The organism is Aquimarina muelleri DSM 19832, assembly GCF_000430665.1.
Lineage (GTDB): Bacteria > Bacteroidota > Bacteroidia > Flavobacteriales > Flavobacteriaceae > Aquimarina > Aquimarina muelleri.
This window is the reverse complement of the sequence record NZ_AUML01000032.1, coordinates 21319-38217: the sequence shown is the minus strand read 5'-3', so window position 1 is coordinate 38217 and position 16899 is coordinate 21319. Positions and strand designations below refer to the sequence as shown.

Below are 16899 nucleotides of genomic sequence, written 5' to 3'. Positions count from 1 at the left end.
TGGATTAGCGTATTTTAATATCCTATCATGCATAGGGTTAAGCTAGTAGGTTATATCTATATACATTAACCAATTATGATCTTGCGTTAACTTCGAAAAGGATGTATTGTAACAATCAGCTAAAATCGATATATAGGACGGGACGGGACAGTACATAAAATAAAAAAGCCGACTCGTTAAAGTCAGCTTTCTTTTGTTGTTCCTAGTAGCGAGAGGGGGGCACGATCCCCCGACCTCCGGGTTATGAATCCGACGCTCTAACCAACTGAGCTACCTCGCCAAATTTTTTTATTCACAGTAACAAAACTTATATAAAATTACTATTGTTATATAGAGTGTTTATTACAGAACTCTTTTAAGAGGGTGCAAATATAAAAACAAATTAGAATGTGGCAAACATTTATGCATAATTAATTTTTTTTTCAATGTCCTTTCAAAGTATATAATTAATCTATATATTGGCTTACCAACAATTATATGATATGTCTGAAAAAACAAAATATGAACTTGAATTTGTGGTACAGTCATCACCGCAACTATTGTATCAATACATTTCAACACCATCTGGGTTATCAGAGTGGTTTGCTGACAACGTAAACTCTAGGGGAGAGCTATTTACATTTATCTGGGATGATTCTGAAGAAGAAGCAAAACTCTTAAGTCGAAAAAGCGGGGAGAGAATTAAATTTAGATGGGTAGAAGATGAAGAAGAAGGAAACGATTATTTTTTCGAATTACGTATTCAAGTAGATGAAATAACAAAGGATGTTTCTCTTATGATTACCGATTATTCTGAAGAAGATGAGATTTCTGAAAGTAAAATGCTTTGGGATAATATGATTAGCAACCTTAAACAAGTTTTAGGATCAGCATAAACATTCTTTTTATAAACTAATTTTTACAACCCATAAAGATATGTTTATGGGAATTTTTTTATGATTAATATTAATGGAAATTTATTAGAAGACGATAAAGCCTTACTAACTACTCACAACAGAGGGTATAATTACGGGGATGCTTTATTTGAAACTATACGAGTTAATTCTGGAGAAATTTTATTTTGGGAAGATCATTATTTTAGATTAATGTCTTCAATGCGTATTCTTAGGATGCAAATACCAATGCAATTTACTCCAGAATTTTTGCAGCAAGAGATTATGGATATCATTGTGAAAAATGGTTTAAGTAATAGTTCAGCACGAGTAAAACTAATGATACATAGGGTTTCAGGGGGGCTATATACTCCTTTGTCTAATGCAATAGAATATACCATATCGGTTTCGGATTTGCAATCTAATTTTTATACGATTAAAGAACAAGAGTATGAAGTTACCCTATATAAAGATCATTATGTAGCGGCAGATCTTCTATCTACACTAAAATCGAATAATAGATTGATAAATATTCTTGGTGGGATCTTTGCTAGAGAGAATGGTTTTGATAGCTGTTTACTTATAAACTCTAATAAAATGATTGTCGAAGCCTTAAACGGTAACTTGTTTTTGGTAAAAGGTCATACAATAAAAACACCTCCTTTAGCAGACGGATGTATAAAAGGGATTGTTAGAACTCAATTGTTACGAATTTTTGAAAAACTTCCAGAGTACCAACTAGAAGAAGCTTCTATTTCTCCATTTGAACTTCAAAAAGCAGATGAATTGTTTATTACTAATGTAATTACAGGTATTTTACCTATAACAAAGTTTAGGAAAAAGAACTATGATACCAAAACCAGTAAAAGATTATTAGGGATATTAAATACTAGAGTAAGGTTGGGAGATTAATTATAAGCAGGATTTTCTGGGGCATTAGACCAAAGCAAATATTCACCACCCAATTCTATCATTTTTTCTTTCCAGAAAGTATCATAAGATTTACCAAAAATATTCTTTTTATAATTATTTTCAACAATAACCCAAGAGTTGGCTTCTAATTCTTGATTAAGTTGTTTTGAATCCCAGCCAGAGTATCCCAGAAAAAACCTAATTTCATTAGGAGTTATTTTATTTTCAGCAATAAGTTTGGATACAATAATAAAATCCCCACCCCAATAAATTCCGCTTGATATCTCAACACTATTAGGTATTAAATCAGGAATCTTGTGTATAAAGTATAAATTATCTTGCTCTACAGGCCCACCATTATATATTTTAAATTCAATTTCTATTTCAGGTATAAGATCAGCAAGATAATAATCTAAAGGTTTGTTCATTATAAATCCAATAGAGCCTTGATCACCATGATCAGCCAAAAGAACCACTGAACGATTAAAAGATACATCACCTATAATAGATGGTTCTGCGATTAATAAATTTCCCTTTGTGGGTTGGAGTGAAATCATATTGGGAATTTTGGTTATCTTAAATCTAAATAATTATTTCTAAAAATCAAAGCTGTAAAAGCATTTTTTAAACAAAAGCATAAAAAAAGCCTCCTTATTTGTGGAGGCTTTTTGAATAATATCGAAAACGAACTGATTAGTTTACTGAACTTGATAAATCAGCACCAGCCTTAAACTTAACAACGTTTTTAGCAGCGATTTTAATAGTCTTACCAGTTTGTGGGTTTCTTCCTTCTCTTGCAGCTCTTTTTGATACTGACCAAGATCCAAATCCAACCAAAGAAACACGTCCTCCTTTTTTAAGAGTACCTTCAACGTTTCCTAAGAAAGACTCTAAAGCTTTTTTAGCCGCTGCCTTAGTAATTCCAGCATCAGCTGCCATTGCATCGATTAATTCTGTTTTGTTCATAATTCTGTTTTTAAATTAATTGTTGGTTAAACCAATCTTTATGTTAAACGCTTTACAAATTTATACGGATTTATGATTCATGCAAGGATTAGCCCAGTAAATACAGGGATTTGTTGATAACTCAATGCGATTGTTAATAACCAATGTTGTTTTATATAGATTTTTAAAGCCTTATTATACATAGGGTTCAGCTCATTTTAGCATCTCTATAAAAATCATACCCATTTAATAAAGCTTTAGAGTCCATTGCTTTTTTTCCAGGTAATTGAAGTTTATCCACTAAAATATAACCATTTTGTACAGCAACCTTTATGATAGAGTCTTCAATAATGATTTTTCCTGTTTCATAATTGTGAACTTCTAATATAGGATGAGCATTATATATTTTTATAGTTTCTAATACGCCCTTATTGTATAAATTACACCAAGCAGAAGGGTAAGGGCTTAGTCCTTTTATCAAATTATGGATAATGTTAATATCCTCTTTCCAATTAATTTTAGTGTTCTCTCTATTTAGTTTATAAGCTGTTTTAAAGGTGTTTTCTTTTGGTTGAGGTTTAACACTTACAGAATCGTTTTCTATAGCTTTTATAGTTTCTAAAACAAGTTTAGCGCCATCTATCATGAGTTTGTCGTGTAATATACCAGCAGTATCTTCATTATCGATAATAACTTCTTTTTGAAATATAACATTACCAGTATCTATTTTTTCGTCAATAAAAAAAGTAGTAATACCACTTTTTTTCTCACCATTAATGATTGCCCAGTTTATAGGTGCTGCTCCTCGATAATCTGGTAGTAAAGATGCATGTAAATTAAAAGTACCGTATTTAGGCATATTCCAAACTACTTTTGGCAACATTCTAAAAGCTACAACGATATTAAGATTTGCTTTTAGAGAAGCTAATTCTTCGATAAATTTTTCATCTTTAAGATTAGTAGGCTGAAGAATTTTTAAGTTTTTAGAAACGGCATATTCTTTTACTGCAGATGCTCTTAGTTTTCTACCTCTGCCCGCAGGTTTGTCTGGTGCGGTAATAACACCAACAACATTATATTTGTTTTCTATAATTGTTTTCAAGGTTTCGACAGCAAAATCTGGCGTACCCATAAACAGGATTCTTAAGTCTCTCATTGGTTCTATACTAATTGATAGTTATTATCGGGATTAATCTTTATAAGTTGATGTGTGTTCATTTCTCGTAAAACTTTTAATACTAGTTTTTCAGAATATGGTAATTGTGCTAGTAAATCTCTTGAAGATAAGTTTTTTATTGCTAAAAGCGTTAAAATATCACTCTGTACTTTATTTAAATCTATTGGAGTAGAGTTAATTTTATTAGTAATACAAAAGCTACATACACCACAATCTTCCGTTTTTTTTTCTCCGAAATAATGAAGTAATTGTCTGCTTTTACAAACTTGATTATTTTCAGTGAATTTTATAATAGCTTCTATCTTTTTAATTTTAGAAGTATTTTGTTTTATCAAATGGTGTTTTATACGATTTATAGTATGATCATCTTCTCTAGGTGTTAAAAAAATAATTTCAGCATCAGCAATATTATAAGTAAACTCTAATAACTCGGATTCTTTTAATGCGTTAAGAACCGTAATGATTTTTGATTCTGAGATATTGATTTTTGATGCAATAAGTGGTAAATTAATCTCTACCTCTTCATCAAAAATACCTCCATAGGTTCTTAAGATAGCTTTAGCTATTAGTTCATACTCTTTATTATTTTCTAAAAAGTCTAAAAATTGATTTCCTGTAGTTGTAATATGAATACTACTTTTTTTAGTAAATCGTTGTGTAAACCTAATTACTCCACATCGATCCAAAAATTGAATAGTATTATATGTTTTTAAAGTATTTAAATTGTAGGTTTTACAAAATGTATTAAACTCAAAATCATGAATACTCTGTTCTCCTTCTCCATAAGAAATTCGAAAATAATTACAAAGTTTTCTATATACTAACTTTACCATACTTATGTCTGGTAAAACTTTTATGAATTGATCATTTAGTTGTTGGTTATCATTTTTACTTTTTAATAGGAAAGCAAAGGACTTTTTTCCGTCTCTTCCTGCTCTTCCTGCTTCTTGAAAATAACTTTCTATGCTCTCGGGAATAGTGTAGTGGATTACAGTACGAACGTTTGGTTTGTCGATACCCATTCCAAAAGCACTTGTAGCAACCATTACCCTTATGTCTTCTTGTAGCCACTGGTTAAAGCGTTTGGTTTTCTTTTCAGAATCTACACCTCCATGGTAATATGTGGCGTTATATCCATTTGCGTTAAGAAAATCACTAAGTTCTACAGCAGATTTTCGATTTCTAACATAAACAATTGAAGTCCCTGGGTAGGTGCTTAAAATTTGAATAAGTTTATAATTTTTATCAAGCACATTTTCTACTCGGTATCCAAGATTAGATCTAAAAAAAGATTGTTTACATATTTTTGGTTGAAAAAGATCTAACTCAGTAATAATATCCTCTACAACCTCTGTAGTAGCAGAAGCAGTCAATGCAATCATAGGTATAGAGGGATGTATTTTCCTGAGAATTTCTATTTTTTTATAAGAAGGTCTAAAATCGCTTCCCCATTGTGAAATACAGTGAGCTTCATCTATAGCAATTAAGTTAATATTCATTTTTTTTAAACGTTCTTGTACAATATTTTGCTGTAAACGTTCAGGAGAAAGATATAAGAATTTATAATTTCCATATATACAATTATCCAAAAGAGTATCTAGTTCAGAATATTTAATACCGCTGGTTAGGGCGATAGCCTTGATGCTTTTTTGTTGTAGATTTTTTACCTGATCTTCCATTAATGCTATTAAAGGAGAAATAACTATACAGATCCCATCTTTTAACAAAGCAGGAATCTGAAAACATATTGATTTTCCCCCGCCAGTTGGTAATAGAGCAAAAGTATCTTCTCCTTTTAGGATGTGGTTGATAATCTCTTCCTGAAGAGGTTTAAAAGAGGTGTGTTTCCAATAGTGCTGTAATATTTGTAAGGGGGTATTCATTATAAAACGTTTTGTAATATAAAATCACTACGTTCTTTGACATTTCCAAAAGGAACTTCTATACAATGATATCCAAAATTGCTGTATACTTCATAAAGATGATGATGTATACGTTGTGCCTGATCAAAGCTTTCATAACGTTCATTATCTGTTTTATGTATATCTTCCCAAGGAGGGAGCAAAAACACATGATCATATTTATACTTTTCACATGCGTCCATAAATTCTGATGGATAGGATTTATTAATATAATTCATATATGCAATTACATCGGGAATACCCCTGTCAAAAAATATTCTGGATACAGATATTTTAGTAGCATCTGTATATTGTTTTATACGACCCTCTATGAGTTTTTGACTAAACAATAAGGGGTTTTTCAAAAATAATTGATCAATACCTTGCTGTTGCGCTTCCTGAGTAACCTGTCTTGAAATTTCATGAAGGCATATCTCTTCAATAAATTCAAGATGTTTAATGATTGTGGTCTTTCCTGTAGAAGGACCTCCTATAATAACAATTTTTTTATTAGCCAAAGATATAATTTTAAGGCAAATTTCGTAATTATAAAAGAATTATGAAAATCATATTGCTATAACTATAAAGCTGTGTTAAAGTTATATTATAAAAGTGATTTTTTAGTAACTTTCTTAAAAATAGCTATTGTAATTGTTTACTTAGACTAAATAAGTGTAATCTTAAAGTTAAAAATCATGCCTGTTTATAATTTAAAAATTAATGGTACCTCCTATAATATAAAAGCAGAACAAGATACTCCTCTTTTATGGGTGTTAAGAGATTATTTGGATATGGTTGGTACAAAATATGGTTGTGGAATAGGTCAATGTGGTGCTTGTACTGTACATGTAGATGGATCTGCTACAAGAAGTTGTTTGCTACAAGTTTCTATGGTAGAGGACATGGAGATCACTACGATAGAAGGCTTATCTAAAAACACTTTGCACCCTGTTCAGGAAGCGTGGAAGGAAATCGATGTACCACAATGCGGATATTGCCAAACGGGACAAATAATGTCTGCTACTGCATTTTTAAGTCAAAATAAAAACCCTAATAAAACAGAAATTAGAGACGCTATGAGTGGTAATATTTGTAGATGTGCTTCTTATAATAGGATAGAAAAGGCAGTAGAACTTGCCGCTAGTAAATTGAGTTAATTCAATTAAATTGAAAATAAAATGAAAAATTCTATTTCAACCTCTTTTAGTAGAAGATCTTTTTTAAAAACATCGGTATTAGCTGGTGGGGGAATGTTAATTGGGTTTAACTTGTTTCAGGCATGTAAACCAGAGGTAGTACCACCTGTTGATGTTTCTCAATTAAATTTTAATGATTTTAATGCTTTTATCAAGATAGCAGATAATGGAATGGTAACTATTTTCTCTCCAAACCCAGAAATAGGGCAGGGAGTAAAAACTTCTATGCCCATGTTGATAGCAGAAGAACTGGATGTGTCTTGGGATAACGTTCATGTTGTTCAAGGCGAATTAGACACCAAAAACTTTGTCAGACAAGTAGCAGGAGGAAGCCAGTCTATTCGACAAGGTTGGGAACCATTAAGACAAACAGGAGCAACGGCAAGGCAAATGTTGATTAATGCTGCTGCAGCAAAATGGGGAGTAGGTGCCTCAGAGTGCAGTACAAAAGAGGGAGTGATTACCAATGCAAAAGGAGATACCTTAGGATATGGAGAAGTGGTTAAAGAAGCAGCAGTTTTGGAAATTCCTGAAAATATAGTATTAAAAGATCCAAAAGATTTCAAGATTATAGGAAAAGATATCCCTAATATAGATATAGATAAAATTATTACAGGAAAACCTCTTTATGGAATGGACTATAAAGAAGAAGGAATGGTAGTGGCAAGTGTTTTAAGACCGCCCTCTTTTGGTGAAAAATTAGTGGATTGTAATGCTATAGATATAAAAGGAATTGAAGGAGTAATAGATGTAATTAAATTTGGAGATAAAGTAGCTGTTCTGGCAAAAGATACATGGACAGCAATGAAAGCTAAAAAAGCTCTAAAAGCCACTTGGACCTCAGATACTAAATTAGAAAGTACAGAAGAGCATGATAAAATATTGAAAAACCTTTTGGATGGTAAAGAATTTACAACTCTGCGTGCAGATGGAGATGTAAAAAAAGCCTTTGCAGAGGCAGATCAAGTAATTGAAAGGATTTATGAATCTCCATTTTTACCGCATAATTGTATGGAACCAATGAATTTCTTTGCGGATGTTACAAAAAATAAAGTTCGTTTAGTTGGACCAGTACAAACACCAGAAGGAACTGCACGAAGAGTTGCAGAGCTATTAGAGAGAGATATAAAAGATGTTTCTGTAGAAATGACCAGAATGGGAGGTGGATTTGGAAGACGCCTTTATGGAGATTTTGCTTTAGAAGCAGCAGAAATATCTAAAATAGCTCAAAAACCAGTAAAAGTAGTCTATTCTAGAGAAGATGATATGTCTGCAGGGATATATAGACCTGCTATAAAATATAAAATAAGTGCCTCTGTTAAAGATGGTAATGTTACAGGGTATCATCTTAAAGAAGCTTCGATAAACTCCAATATGTATGGGTTGATTCCTAATTTTTTTCCAGCAGGAGCTATAGAAAATTACCAAGTAGATGTAGCAAAATATACCAGTAATATTACTACAGGAGCTTGGAGAGCACCATATACCAATTTTTTGTCTTTTGCAGAGCAAAGTTTTTTTGATGAACTAGCAGAGCTATTAGAGGTAGATCGAATTCAACTTCGTCTAGATTTATTGCAAAAAGTAAAAGGAACTACAGACGAAAGGATTCAATATTCGCCAGAAAGATTAGAGGAAGTGATTAAAGTAGCAGTAGATAAATCTGGATGGGGTAAAACAAAAGAAGGAGTATATCAAGGGTTTAGTGTATATTATTGCCATAACACGCACGTAGCTGAAGTTGCAGATGTTGTACTAGAGAATGATATACCAGTAGTTAAAAAAATCACATGTGTAGTCGATTGCGGTATAGTAGTAAATCCACTAGGTGCTAAAAATCAAATAGAAGGTGGTATAATAGATGGAGTGGGTCATGCTATGTATGGGGATTTTTCTTTTAAAGAAGGGGAGCCACAGGATAAAAATTTTAATACGTATCGTTTAATACGATTAAATGAAACCCCAGTAGTCGAAACCCATTTTATAGACAGTAATTTAGCGCCAACAGGATTGGGTGAGCCAACTTTACCTCCTGCAGGAGCAGCTGTTGCCAATGCAATAAAAGCAGCAAAAGGAATTCGCTTATATAAGCAGCCATTTATTAAAAATATGAATTATAAAGCACCATTAGGATAGTATTTTTATGACGCATGAATTTAAAGAAATAATAGAAGGTTATCAAAAAGCTAAACAGTTAGAAATACCAGCTGTTATGGCTACAGTGGTAGATGTAGAAGGGTCTTCTTATAGAAGACCAGGGGTAGGAATGTTAATACTGCAAAATGGAAAGGTAACAGGAGCAGTAAGTGGTGGTTGTGTAGAGAAAGAAGTATTACGACAAGCACAATCTGTTTTTGTATCTGGAAAACCAAAAATAATGACTTATGATGGTAAATATCGTTTAGGTTGTGAGGGAGTCTTATATATTTTAATTGAAAAACTAGAAGCGAATATTAATATTATTGCAGAAATACAAAAACATTTAACATTAAGAATACCTTTTGAAATTAATTCTTGGTATTCAAAAACTGAAAGCAATTCTTTAATGATGGGATCTGTTATTAAGTTTAAAAACGGAAATCAATTTTCTTTTTCAGAAATAAATCAACCAAATACTGCTTTAGATGTTTTTAAACGAGAGATACAACCATGTTTCCGATTATTTATTATAGGAGTAGAACATGATACAGCAGAACTTTGTAAGTTAGCTAGTGCAACAGGTTGGGAAGTTATCATAATTGGATCGCCTAAAAACCCAAAAGAACCAGAGGATTTTCCAGGAGCACAAGAGGTATTGTTAAGTACTCCCGAAAATTTAAATATTGGGTGTTTAGATGATCAAACTGCGGTTGTATTAATGACTCATAATTTTGCTAAAGATTTATTATATCTACAAGCTATAAAAGATACTATGCCAGCCTACATAGGGTTGTTAGGCCCAGCAAAACGGCGAGAAAAGATACTTTCTGCCTTTATAGAATATTTTCCAGATGTTCCAAATTCATTTATAGATAGTATACATGGCCCTGCTGGGTTAAATTTAGGAGCAGAAACTCCTCAAGAAATAGCTATTTCAATTATAGCAGAAATTTTATCTGTTATTAGAAATCAAAACCCAATACCGCTTCAAGAAAAAAAAGGAGCTATTCACACTATTTCTAATCAAAAAATGATGAATGCAACTACAGTCAAACCCTAAAATAGCTATCCTTATTCTGGCAGCAGGCGCTTCAAGTAGAATGGGGAGTCCAAAGCAACTATTGCCTTGGAAAAAAACAACGTTAATTGGACATTCTATAGAACAAGCAATAACCTTACAACAAGCATCTGTTTATGTTGTTTTAGGAGCGAATTATAAACTGATTTATAATGAAATACGCCATTTTCCAGTAACTGTAATTCATAATACGAACTGGCAATCAGGAATAGGTTCTTCTATAAATTTTGGTATAAAAGAAATAGTAGAAAAAGATAATTTGCTATATGATGCTGTGTTAATTTCATTAATAGATCAGCCTTTAATAGATCGTCAACATTTGGATCGATTAATTGCAGAGTATAAGCAGAATACAGATTTTTTTGTTGCTACTGGTTTAAAAAATAGAGTAGGAGTGCCAGCTATTATTCCTTCAAGTCATTTTAATGACTTATTGCATTTACAAGAAGATTTTGGAGCAAGATATATTATTAAACAAAATAGAAATAAAGTACGAGTGGTTTCAGCTTTAGACAAAGCCGTAGATATAGATACAAAAGAGGAGTATGAAGCATTATTAAAAGTGATTTCTGGAGATGATAATCCTTAAAAAAAGTATTTAATTTTGTATTTCATAAACTGTATCTTTGACCTAAATTTTGAATTTATGGATGAAATGAAAGACCAAGAGGAATTTTATAAAAAACTTAAAACACAATTAGCAGATACAGCACTTTGGCCTGCTACATATTTATATAAATTTATTGTACCTACCGATACTGGTAAAATAAACCAAATTGAAACAATTTTTGATAACCTTGGAGCAGTAATAACCACTAAAAAATCTAAAAACGGGAAGTATACCAGTTTATCTATAAATGTGCGAATGAAGAATCCAGATCATGTAATTATAAAGTATAAAGAAGTTATTTCTAAAGTTGAAGGTGTAATCTCTTTATAGCACCAAAAAATAGAATTACTTCTATAAAAACGAGATTGCAAAATCAAAAAAACACTAAAATTATTTTCATGAGTAAATAAATTTAGTAATCACACTGCATACTTATTTTATTTTAGTATTTTGCGCAACAAATTATAGAATAGTTTAATAAAATAATCAATTGCCGAAGAGAACCTATAGAAGTTTATAAACAAAATACTTATAAATACCCTTCAAAAACTCATATTGGCAGCACTATACATGTTGATATTTAAAGCTATTTCTACACAATTTTTACATACATTTTATGGATATATATAATATAGAATACAACACTGAGCGCGAAAAGCTTATTATTCCAGAATATGGTCGTCATTTACAAAAAATGATTAACCATACGGTAGCTATAGAAAATAGGGAAGAACGAAATAAAGTTGCTAAGTCAATTATAGCGGTAATGGGTAATTTACAGCCTCATCTTCGTGATGTGCCAGAGTTTCAACATAAATTATGGGATCAATTATTTATAATGAGTGATTTTAAATTAGATGTAGATACTCCTTTTCCAGTGTTGACTAAAGAAAAATTACAAGAAAGACCAGAACCATTAGATTATCCTCAAAATTTTCCAAAATATCGTTTTTATGGTAATAATATTAAAAGGATGATTGATGTGGCAAATAGTTGGGAAGATGGAGATCTAAAAAATGCTCTTACTTTAACTATTGCTAATCATATGAAAAAATGCTACCTGAACTGGAATAAAGATACGGTTGAAGATAGTGCAATATTTAATCACCTTTATGAATTGAGTGATGGGAAAATAAATTTGAAGGGGAGTGATGAAGATCTTACAGATTCTACAAATTTGATGAGAGGTAAAAAGAAAAAACATAATACTAGTAGTAATAGCGGTGCTAAAAAAAATTACCGAAGCAATAATAGAGGTAAAAAACGCTATTAAACTCCAATCTAAATTAACTAATAATTACTTACGATTACATGGGTACTTTTCAGATAGAAGGAGGGCATCAGCTTAAAGGTGAAATTACACCTCAAGGAGCTAAAAATGAAGCCCTGCAGATTCTTTGTGCAGTATTATTAACTCCAGAAGAAGTTATAATCTCTAACATACCAGATATTAGAGATGTAAATAAATTAATCGATATTCTTAGCAATCTAGGAGTCAAGATTCAGAAACTTGGTAAAGGAAAATATTCATTTAAGAGCGATCAGCTTAACTTGAAATACCTAGAGGGCGAACAATTTAAAAAAGAAGGAAGCGGACTTCGAGGTTCTATAATGATTGTAGGTCCTCTTTTAGCAAGATTTGGAAAAGGATATATTCCAAGACCAGGAGGCGATAAAATAGGGAGAAGACGTTTAGATACTCATTTTGAAGGTTTCATAAATCTTGGAGCAAAATTTAGATACAATAAAGAAGAACGTTTTTATGGTGTTGAAGCTCCAGAAGGCCTAACAGGAACTTATATGTTACTTGACGAAGCATCTGTTACTGGTACAGCAAATATTGTAATGGCTGCAGTTTTGGCTAAAGGAACTACGACTATCTATAATGCTGCTTGTGAACCTTATTTACAACAGTTATGTAAGATGCTCAATTGTATGGGAGCAAAGATAACTGGAGTAGGATCTAATTTATTAGTAATTGAAGGTGTAACAGAACTAAGAGGGTGTGAGCATGAGATATTGCCAGATATGATTGAAATAGGATCTTGGATTGGATTGGCTGCTATGACCAAAAGCGAGATTACTATTAAGAATGTAAGTTGGGAAAACCTTGGGCTAATACCTAATACCTTTAGAAAATTAGGGATTACTTTAGAAAAAAAAGGAGATGATATATATATTCCTGCTCATAAAAATGGATATCAAATAGAAAGCTATATTGATGGTTCCTTTATGACAATATCGGATGCTCCATGGCCTGGTTTTACGCCAGATTTACTTAGTATAGTATTGGTAGTGGCAACACAAGCTAAAGGAGAAGTTATGGTGCATCAAAAAATGTTCGAAAGTCGATTGTTTTTTGTGGATAAATTAATTGATATGGGAGCAAAGATTATTTTGTGTGATCCGCATAGAGCAACTATAATAGGTCATGATTTTCAATCTAAATTAAAAGCTACAACAATGGTCTCTCCAGATATTAGAGCCGGAATTTCTTTATTGATAGCTGCATTAAGTGCAAAAGGAACATCTACAATACATAACATAGAGCAAATAGATCGTGGATATGAAAACATAGACGAACGTTTAAGAGCAATTGGAGCGAAAATTATAAGAATAGAATAAGAGATATTTTTTATTTTGAACAACAAAAATCCCTTTTTTATTTAAAAAAAGGGATTTTTGTTATGCTACGAAGTTTTTATCTACTCTTTATTTGTGATTATATTCTGTTTTTTAAGAAAAGGAATAGTAAAGTAAAAAGTAGAGCCTTTTTCTTTTTTACTCTCTAACCAAATTTTACCACCTAACATTTCTACATATGCTTTTGCTATAGATAATCCAATACCAGCACCTTCTAGTGCATAACGATCCTCTTCTGCTTGTACAAATCGTTCAAAAATAGCTTTCTGTCTATCTTCGGCAATTCCCATTCCAGTATCTTTTACGTAAAATAGTAATACATTATCTTCTTTTTGATAGCCAAACTCTATACCACCTTCATGGGTATATTTTATAGCATTTTTTATTAGATTAGTAAGAATAGTTGTTAGCTTTTCTTTATCTGTGTTTAATGTTGCATCTTTAGAAGAAAGACCATTAGATAATAACAATACAATACCTTTTTTATCTGTCTGAGGTTTGAAAAAATTAAATAAATAATCGGTCTGCTCATTAATGTTAATTTCTTGTATGTCTACCGTTACCTGATCTGCAGCTATTCGGGAAATATCAATAATATCTCTAATAATGTTAAGCATTCTTGCTCCACTTTCTTTAATTAAATCCAGATATAATTGTTGTTCATCACCAGTAAGTTTTGGCTCATCCAAAAGCTCTGCTAATCCCATTATACCATTCATTGGAGTTCGGATTTCATGACTCATATTTGCAAGAAAAGCAGACTTAAGACGATCACTTTCTTCAGCTTTTTCTTTTAAACGATTCAATTCTTCCTCGTATAATTTGATGTCTGTAATATCTGTAATAGTACCTACATAACCTATAATTTTTTGTTTTTCATTATATTCTGGAATTACCCTTCCTAAAACCCAAGTTATAGAATCATCAGATTTAAGAAATCTGTATTCTACATCATAGGTTTCTCTTTTATCAGCACTAGTATACCATCCTTGCTTTAGTTTTTTTCTGTCCTCAGGATGCACTGCTTTTAACCATCCATTTATTAAAGCATCCTCATTTGATAACCCCGAAATTTCGCACCATTTTGGGTTTACAAATGTAGTTTTTCCTTCACTACTAGTCATAAAAATACCCACAGGAACTAGATCTGTTAAGACATGATATCTATTTTCGGTAAGTTGTACTGCTTTTTCGGCTACTTGAAATTTCTGTTTATAAGTAAGAGAATGAAAAATGTCTTTAAAATTAATGTAATTTAATTGGTCATCTTCTTTTTCAAAATATTTTAAATAAACAGTAAATAAAATACTGTAAACTAATGCCATAATGTTTTTAGACACCAAACCTGATATTATAATTTTTTGTATGTCTTTAAAATACCAAAAGGAACCTAATGTAAAAAAAACAGAATCAAAACTTAAAACAAGTATCATAGTAAATAATACTCTTAAGAAGAGATTTGAAGTGTATTTGGATATATATTCATATAAAAAAATAATCAATAAAGCATCAAGGTAAAGTACACAAGTGCCGACTATTAATACAAACATATTGGTGTAAAAGAATTCTGTAGAAACATCAAATGGATTATAATTGTAGGCACCTTCTATGTTCATTCTAAAGGAAAGTAAGAGAAAACATAATACTACATTAGCAATAACTAGAGCATATATCAATTTTCTGGCAGTGGTAGCATCTTCTTTAATATAAATCAATAATATAGCAAATAACGTAGCAGAAAATAAAACAGAGGAGCCAGGAGAGATTGTTATAACATCTGATATTTCAAAATATAGAGCGCTAGCCATAAAAACTTGAATGAACTGAAATAACCCTAAAGATGTGAAAAGTAGTCCTAAGCCTATGATTGTTCGTAAACGAAAAAGTAGTAGAATAAGAAAAGCAACAACAAATCCTTGAAATAGAAAAATTAATATTTGATAAAAATTTAGTGTATCCATAGAGTATAATACCGCATCAAAAATGATGTTTTAATTTATTTTATTAACCTCATTGTATAATATATGTTTTTTTATAGTCCCTTAAATCTACGAACAATTGTTAAATTTTTGTTGTGTAAATTCATAAAAAAATATTTTTTTATGAAAATTTCGAACTTAAATTCAGTAATAAAATGGGTTATGCTAAGATATGAGGGGTTTTAATTTTTGGATATATAATAAATTCTAGTAAAAAATTATGTTGTTTTTAAAAGATTATAGGTAAAAAACTGATTTTAAAACAATTAAATTTCTATTATTTCTGCTTTTTTCTTAAAAATAGTATAAAAAAACCTGTCATATTTTGACAGGTTTTTGTTTTAAAAAAATTAAGTAGTATATATTAAATTACTTTTACATTTACTGCATTTAATCCTTTTTTACCTTCTTGTAAGTCAAATTCTACAGCATCTCCTTCTCGAATTTCATCGATTAAACCAGAAATGTGTACAAAATGTTCTTTGTTAGAATCTTCTTCGGTGATGAACCCAAACCCTTTGGCATCGTTGAAAAATTTTACTGTTCCTTTGTTCATTGTTAAAATTTAAATTAGTTAATAAAAATCAAAGATAATGCCAAATATCTAAATGATCATCATCAAGGTGTTTTTTACATATTTAAATAAACACATATTTTATATGTTTATTGTAAACAAAAATATAAAAATAATTTGCCAATCAATGTTTTAAAAAATATTATATATTTTTTTATTAAGAAATTAAGGATATGATGGTTCAAATTTAAGAAGGGAAGCATTATATCAGTAATTCTTTTATTTTTATAGTATAATCATACTGTAAATCTTCATGCAGTACCTGCACTTTTTTTTGAATAGACATTATCTCTCGATGATACATGTTTTTTAAAACAATGTTATTTTGGATTGAAGGGGTAATGTGTTTTAATTTACCACAAAAATGAAGTAATAACTCTACTTCAGTTTCTTTATTTTTGGAGTACCTAATATGCTTTTTTACGTTTCGTAAAATTTTTCGAACACTCTTTTTTATAAAATAATAAGTAGACGTGTTAATCATATTAAATTGTTCATCAATTTCTGTTTTTATTTGAATAATATACTCGTTTTCGTTTGTAGATTCAAACAATATATAGGTAATCAGTTCTTTATTTTCTTTTTTAAATCTAGATAATTGAAGACATAATTCTATTAGTTCTTGATGTGAGCAAGTATTTAATTCTGTTTTTATTTCTTTTATAGTGGCAGTTTTCATTTGTTTGTATCTTATACTCTATATCTTTATTCTTTTGAAACTTATTTACATGTATTGTAAATGACATTATTACGGTTTATATAGGCTCTTAAAAAAGGATTATTTAGCCTTATATATAGCCGCAATTTAGAATAAAAAATGAAAAAGTTTCAATCAAGATTTCTAAAAACTGATATTTTAGATTGGATAGAGAT

17 protein-coding genes and 1 tRNA gene are annotated in these 16899 nt (G+C 30.7%); 9 read left to right on the top strand and 9 right to left on the bottom strand.

All coding sequences use genetic code 11. The features are described from left to right. Positions 1–206 precede the first annotated feature (206 nt). Positions 207–280: transfer RNA gene (locus H527_RS0113480), tRNA-Met, on the bottom strand. A gap of 202 nt (positions 281–482) precedes the next feature. Between H527_RS0113480 and H527_RS0113475 the strand changes: the two genes are divergently transcribed. Then, positions 483–875: an START-like domain-containing protein gene (locus H527_RS0113475; RefSeq protein ID WP_027413197.1), complete on the top strand. Its 393-nt coding sequence runs from the start codon at positions 483–485 to the stop codon at positions 873–875. Positions 876–935: 60 nt separating this feature from the next. Beyond that, complete coding sequence (locus H527_RS0113470; protein WP_027413196.1) at positions 936–1784, top strand: aminotransferase class IV; 849 nt, start codon at positions 936–938, stop codon at positions 1782–1784. Here H527_RS0113470 and H527_RS0113465 read toward each other — a convergent pair. The 5 genes from H527_RS0113465 to H527_RS0113445 all read right to left on the bottom strand — a co-directional run bounded on the left by H527_RS0113465 (position 1781) and on the right by H527_RS0113445 (position 6325). Beyond that, entirely contained in the window at positions 1781–2341 is a 561-nt protein-coding gene (locus H527_RS0113465; RefSeq protein ID WP_027413195.1) for a YqgE/AlgH family protein, read from the bottom strand. The genes H527_RS0113470 and H527_RS0113465 overlap by 4 nt on opposite strands. A gap of 136 nt (positions 2342–2477) precedes the next feature. Beyond that, positions 2478–2750 carry an HU family DNA-binding protein gene (locus H527_RS0113460; protein WP_027413194.1) on the bottom strand — a complete coding sequence of 91 codons (273 nt, stop codon included), beginning with the start codon at positions 2748–2750 and terminating at the stop codon, positions 2478–2480. Positions 2751–2937: 187 nt separating this feature from the next. Then, complete coding sequence (fmt, locus tag H527_RS0113455) at positions 2938–3885, bottom strand: methionyl-tRNA formyltransferase (protein WP_027413193.1); 948 nt, start codon at positions 3883–3885, stop codon at positions 2938–2940. Positions 3886–3890: 5 nt separating this feature from the next. Beyond that, positions 3891–5789: a RecQ family ATP-dependent DNA helicase gene (locus H527_RS0113450; RefSeq protein WP_027413192.1), complete on the bottom strand. Its 1899-nt coding sequence runs from the start codon at positions 5787–5789 to the stop codon at positions 3891–3893. Beyond that, positions 5789–6325, bottom strand: a complete 537-nt coding sequence (locus H527_RS0113445) for an AAA family ATPase (RefSeq protein ID WP_035088191.1) — start codon at positions 6323–6325, stop codon at positions 5789–5791. The genes H527_RS0113450 and H527_RS0113445 overlap by 1 nt, the downstream gene beginning before the upstream one ends. Positions 6326–6502: 177 nt before the next feature. Between H527_RS0113445 and H527_RS0113440 the strand changes: the two genes are divergently transcribed. The 7 genes from H527_RS0113440 (at position 6503) to murA (ending at position 13455) form a co-directional block, all read left to right on the top strand. Beyond that, on the top strand, positions 6503–6964 hold the full coding sequence (locus tag H527_RS0113440) for a (2Fe-2S)-binding protein (RefSeq protein WP_027413190.1): 462 nt from the start codon (positions 6503–6505) through the stop codon (positions 6962–6964). A gap of 21 nt (positions 6965–6985) precedes the next feature. Next, positions 6986–9139: a xanthine dehydrogenase family protein molybdopterin-binding subunit gene (locus tag H527_RS0113435; RefSeq protein ID WP_027413189.1), complete on the top strand. Its 2154-nt coding sequence runs from the start codon at positions 6986–6988 to the stop codon at positions 9137–9139. A gap of 7 nt (positions 9140–9146) precedes the next feature. Beyond that, a complete protein-coding gene (locus tag H527_RS0113430; RefSeq protein WP_027413188.1) occupies positions 9147–10202 on the top strand; it encodes an XdhC family protein in 1056 nt (351 codons plus the stop codon). Beyond that, entirely contained in the window at positions 10180–10809 is a 630-nt protein-coding gene (locus tag H527_RS22140; protein ID WP_051316765.1) for a nucleotidyltransferase family protein, read from the top strand. Before H527_RS0113430 ends, H527_RS22140 begins: the two co-directional genes overlap by 23 nt. Positions 10810–10866: 57 nt before the next feature. Continuing rightward, positions 10867–11160 (top strand): DUF493 family protein, encoded by a 294-nt coding sequence (locus H527_RS0113420; RefSeq protein ID WP_027413187.1) that lies wholly within the window; start codon positions 10867–10869, stop codon positions 11158–11160. 286 nt (positions 11161–11446) lie between these two features. Further along, entirely contained in the window at positions 11447–12103 is a 657-nt protein-coding gene (locus tag H527_RS0113415; RefSeq protein ID WP_027413186.1) for a DUF4290 domain-containing protein, read from the top strand. 38 nt (positions 12104–12141) lie between these two features. Then, entirely contained in the window at positions 12142–13455 is a 1314-nt protein-coding gene (murA, locus tag H527_RS0113410) for a UDP-N-acetylglucosamine 1-carboxyvinyltransferase (protein WP_027413185.1), read from the top strand. 80 nt (positions 13456–13535) lie between these two features. Here the strand turns inward: murA and H527_RS22135 are convergent, their stop codons facing one another. The 3 genes from H527_RS22135 to H527_RS0113395 all read right to left on the bottom strand — a co-directional run bounded on the left by H527_RS22135 (position 13536) and on the right by H527_RS0113395 (position 16705). After that, the gene (locus tag H527_RS22135) at positions 13536–15434 is read right to left on the bottom strand and encodes a sensor histidine kinase (RefSeq protein WP_051316764.1); all 1899 of its coding nucleotides are present in this window, start codon (positions 15432–15434) and stop codon (positions 13536–13538) included. Between the two features lie 382 nt (positions 15435–15816). Then, a complete protein-coding gene (locus H527_RS0113400) occupies positions 15817–16008 on the bottom strand; it encodes a cold-shock protein (RefSeq protein WP_024769089.1) in 192 nt (63 codons plus the stop codon). A 220-nt stretch (positions 16009–16228) separates the two neighbouring features. Continuing rightward, positions 16229–16705 carry a hypothetical protein gene (locus H527_RS0113395; RefSeq protein WP_027413184.1) on the bottom strand — a complete coding sequence of 159 codons (477 nt, stop codon included), beginning with the start codon at positions 16703–16705 and terminating at the stop codon, positions 16229–16231. Positions 16706–16899: the final 194 nt, after the last annotated feature.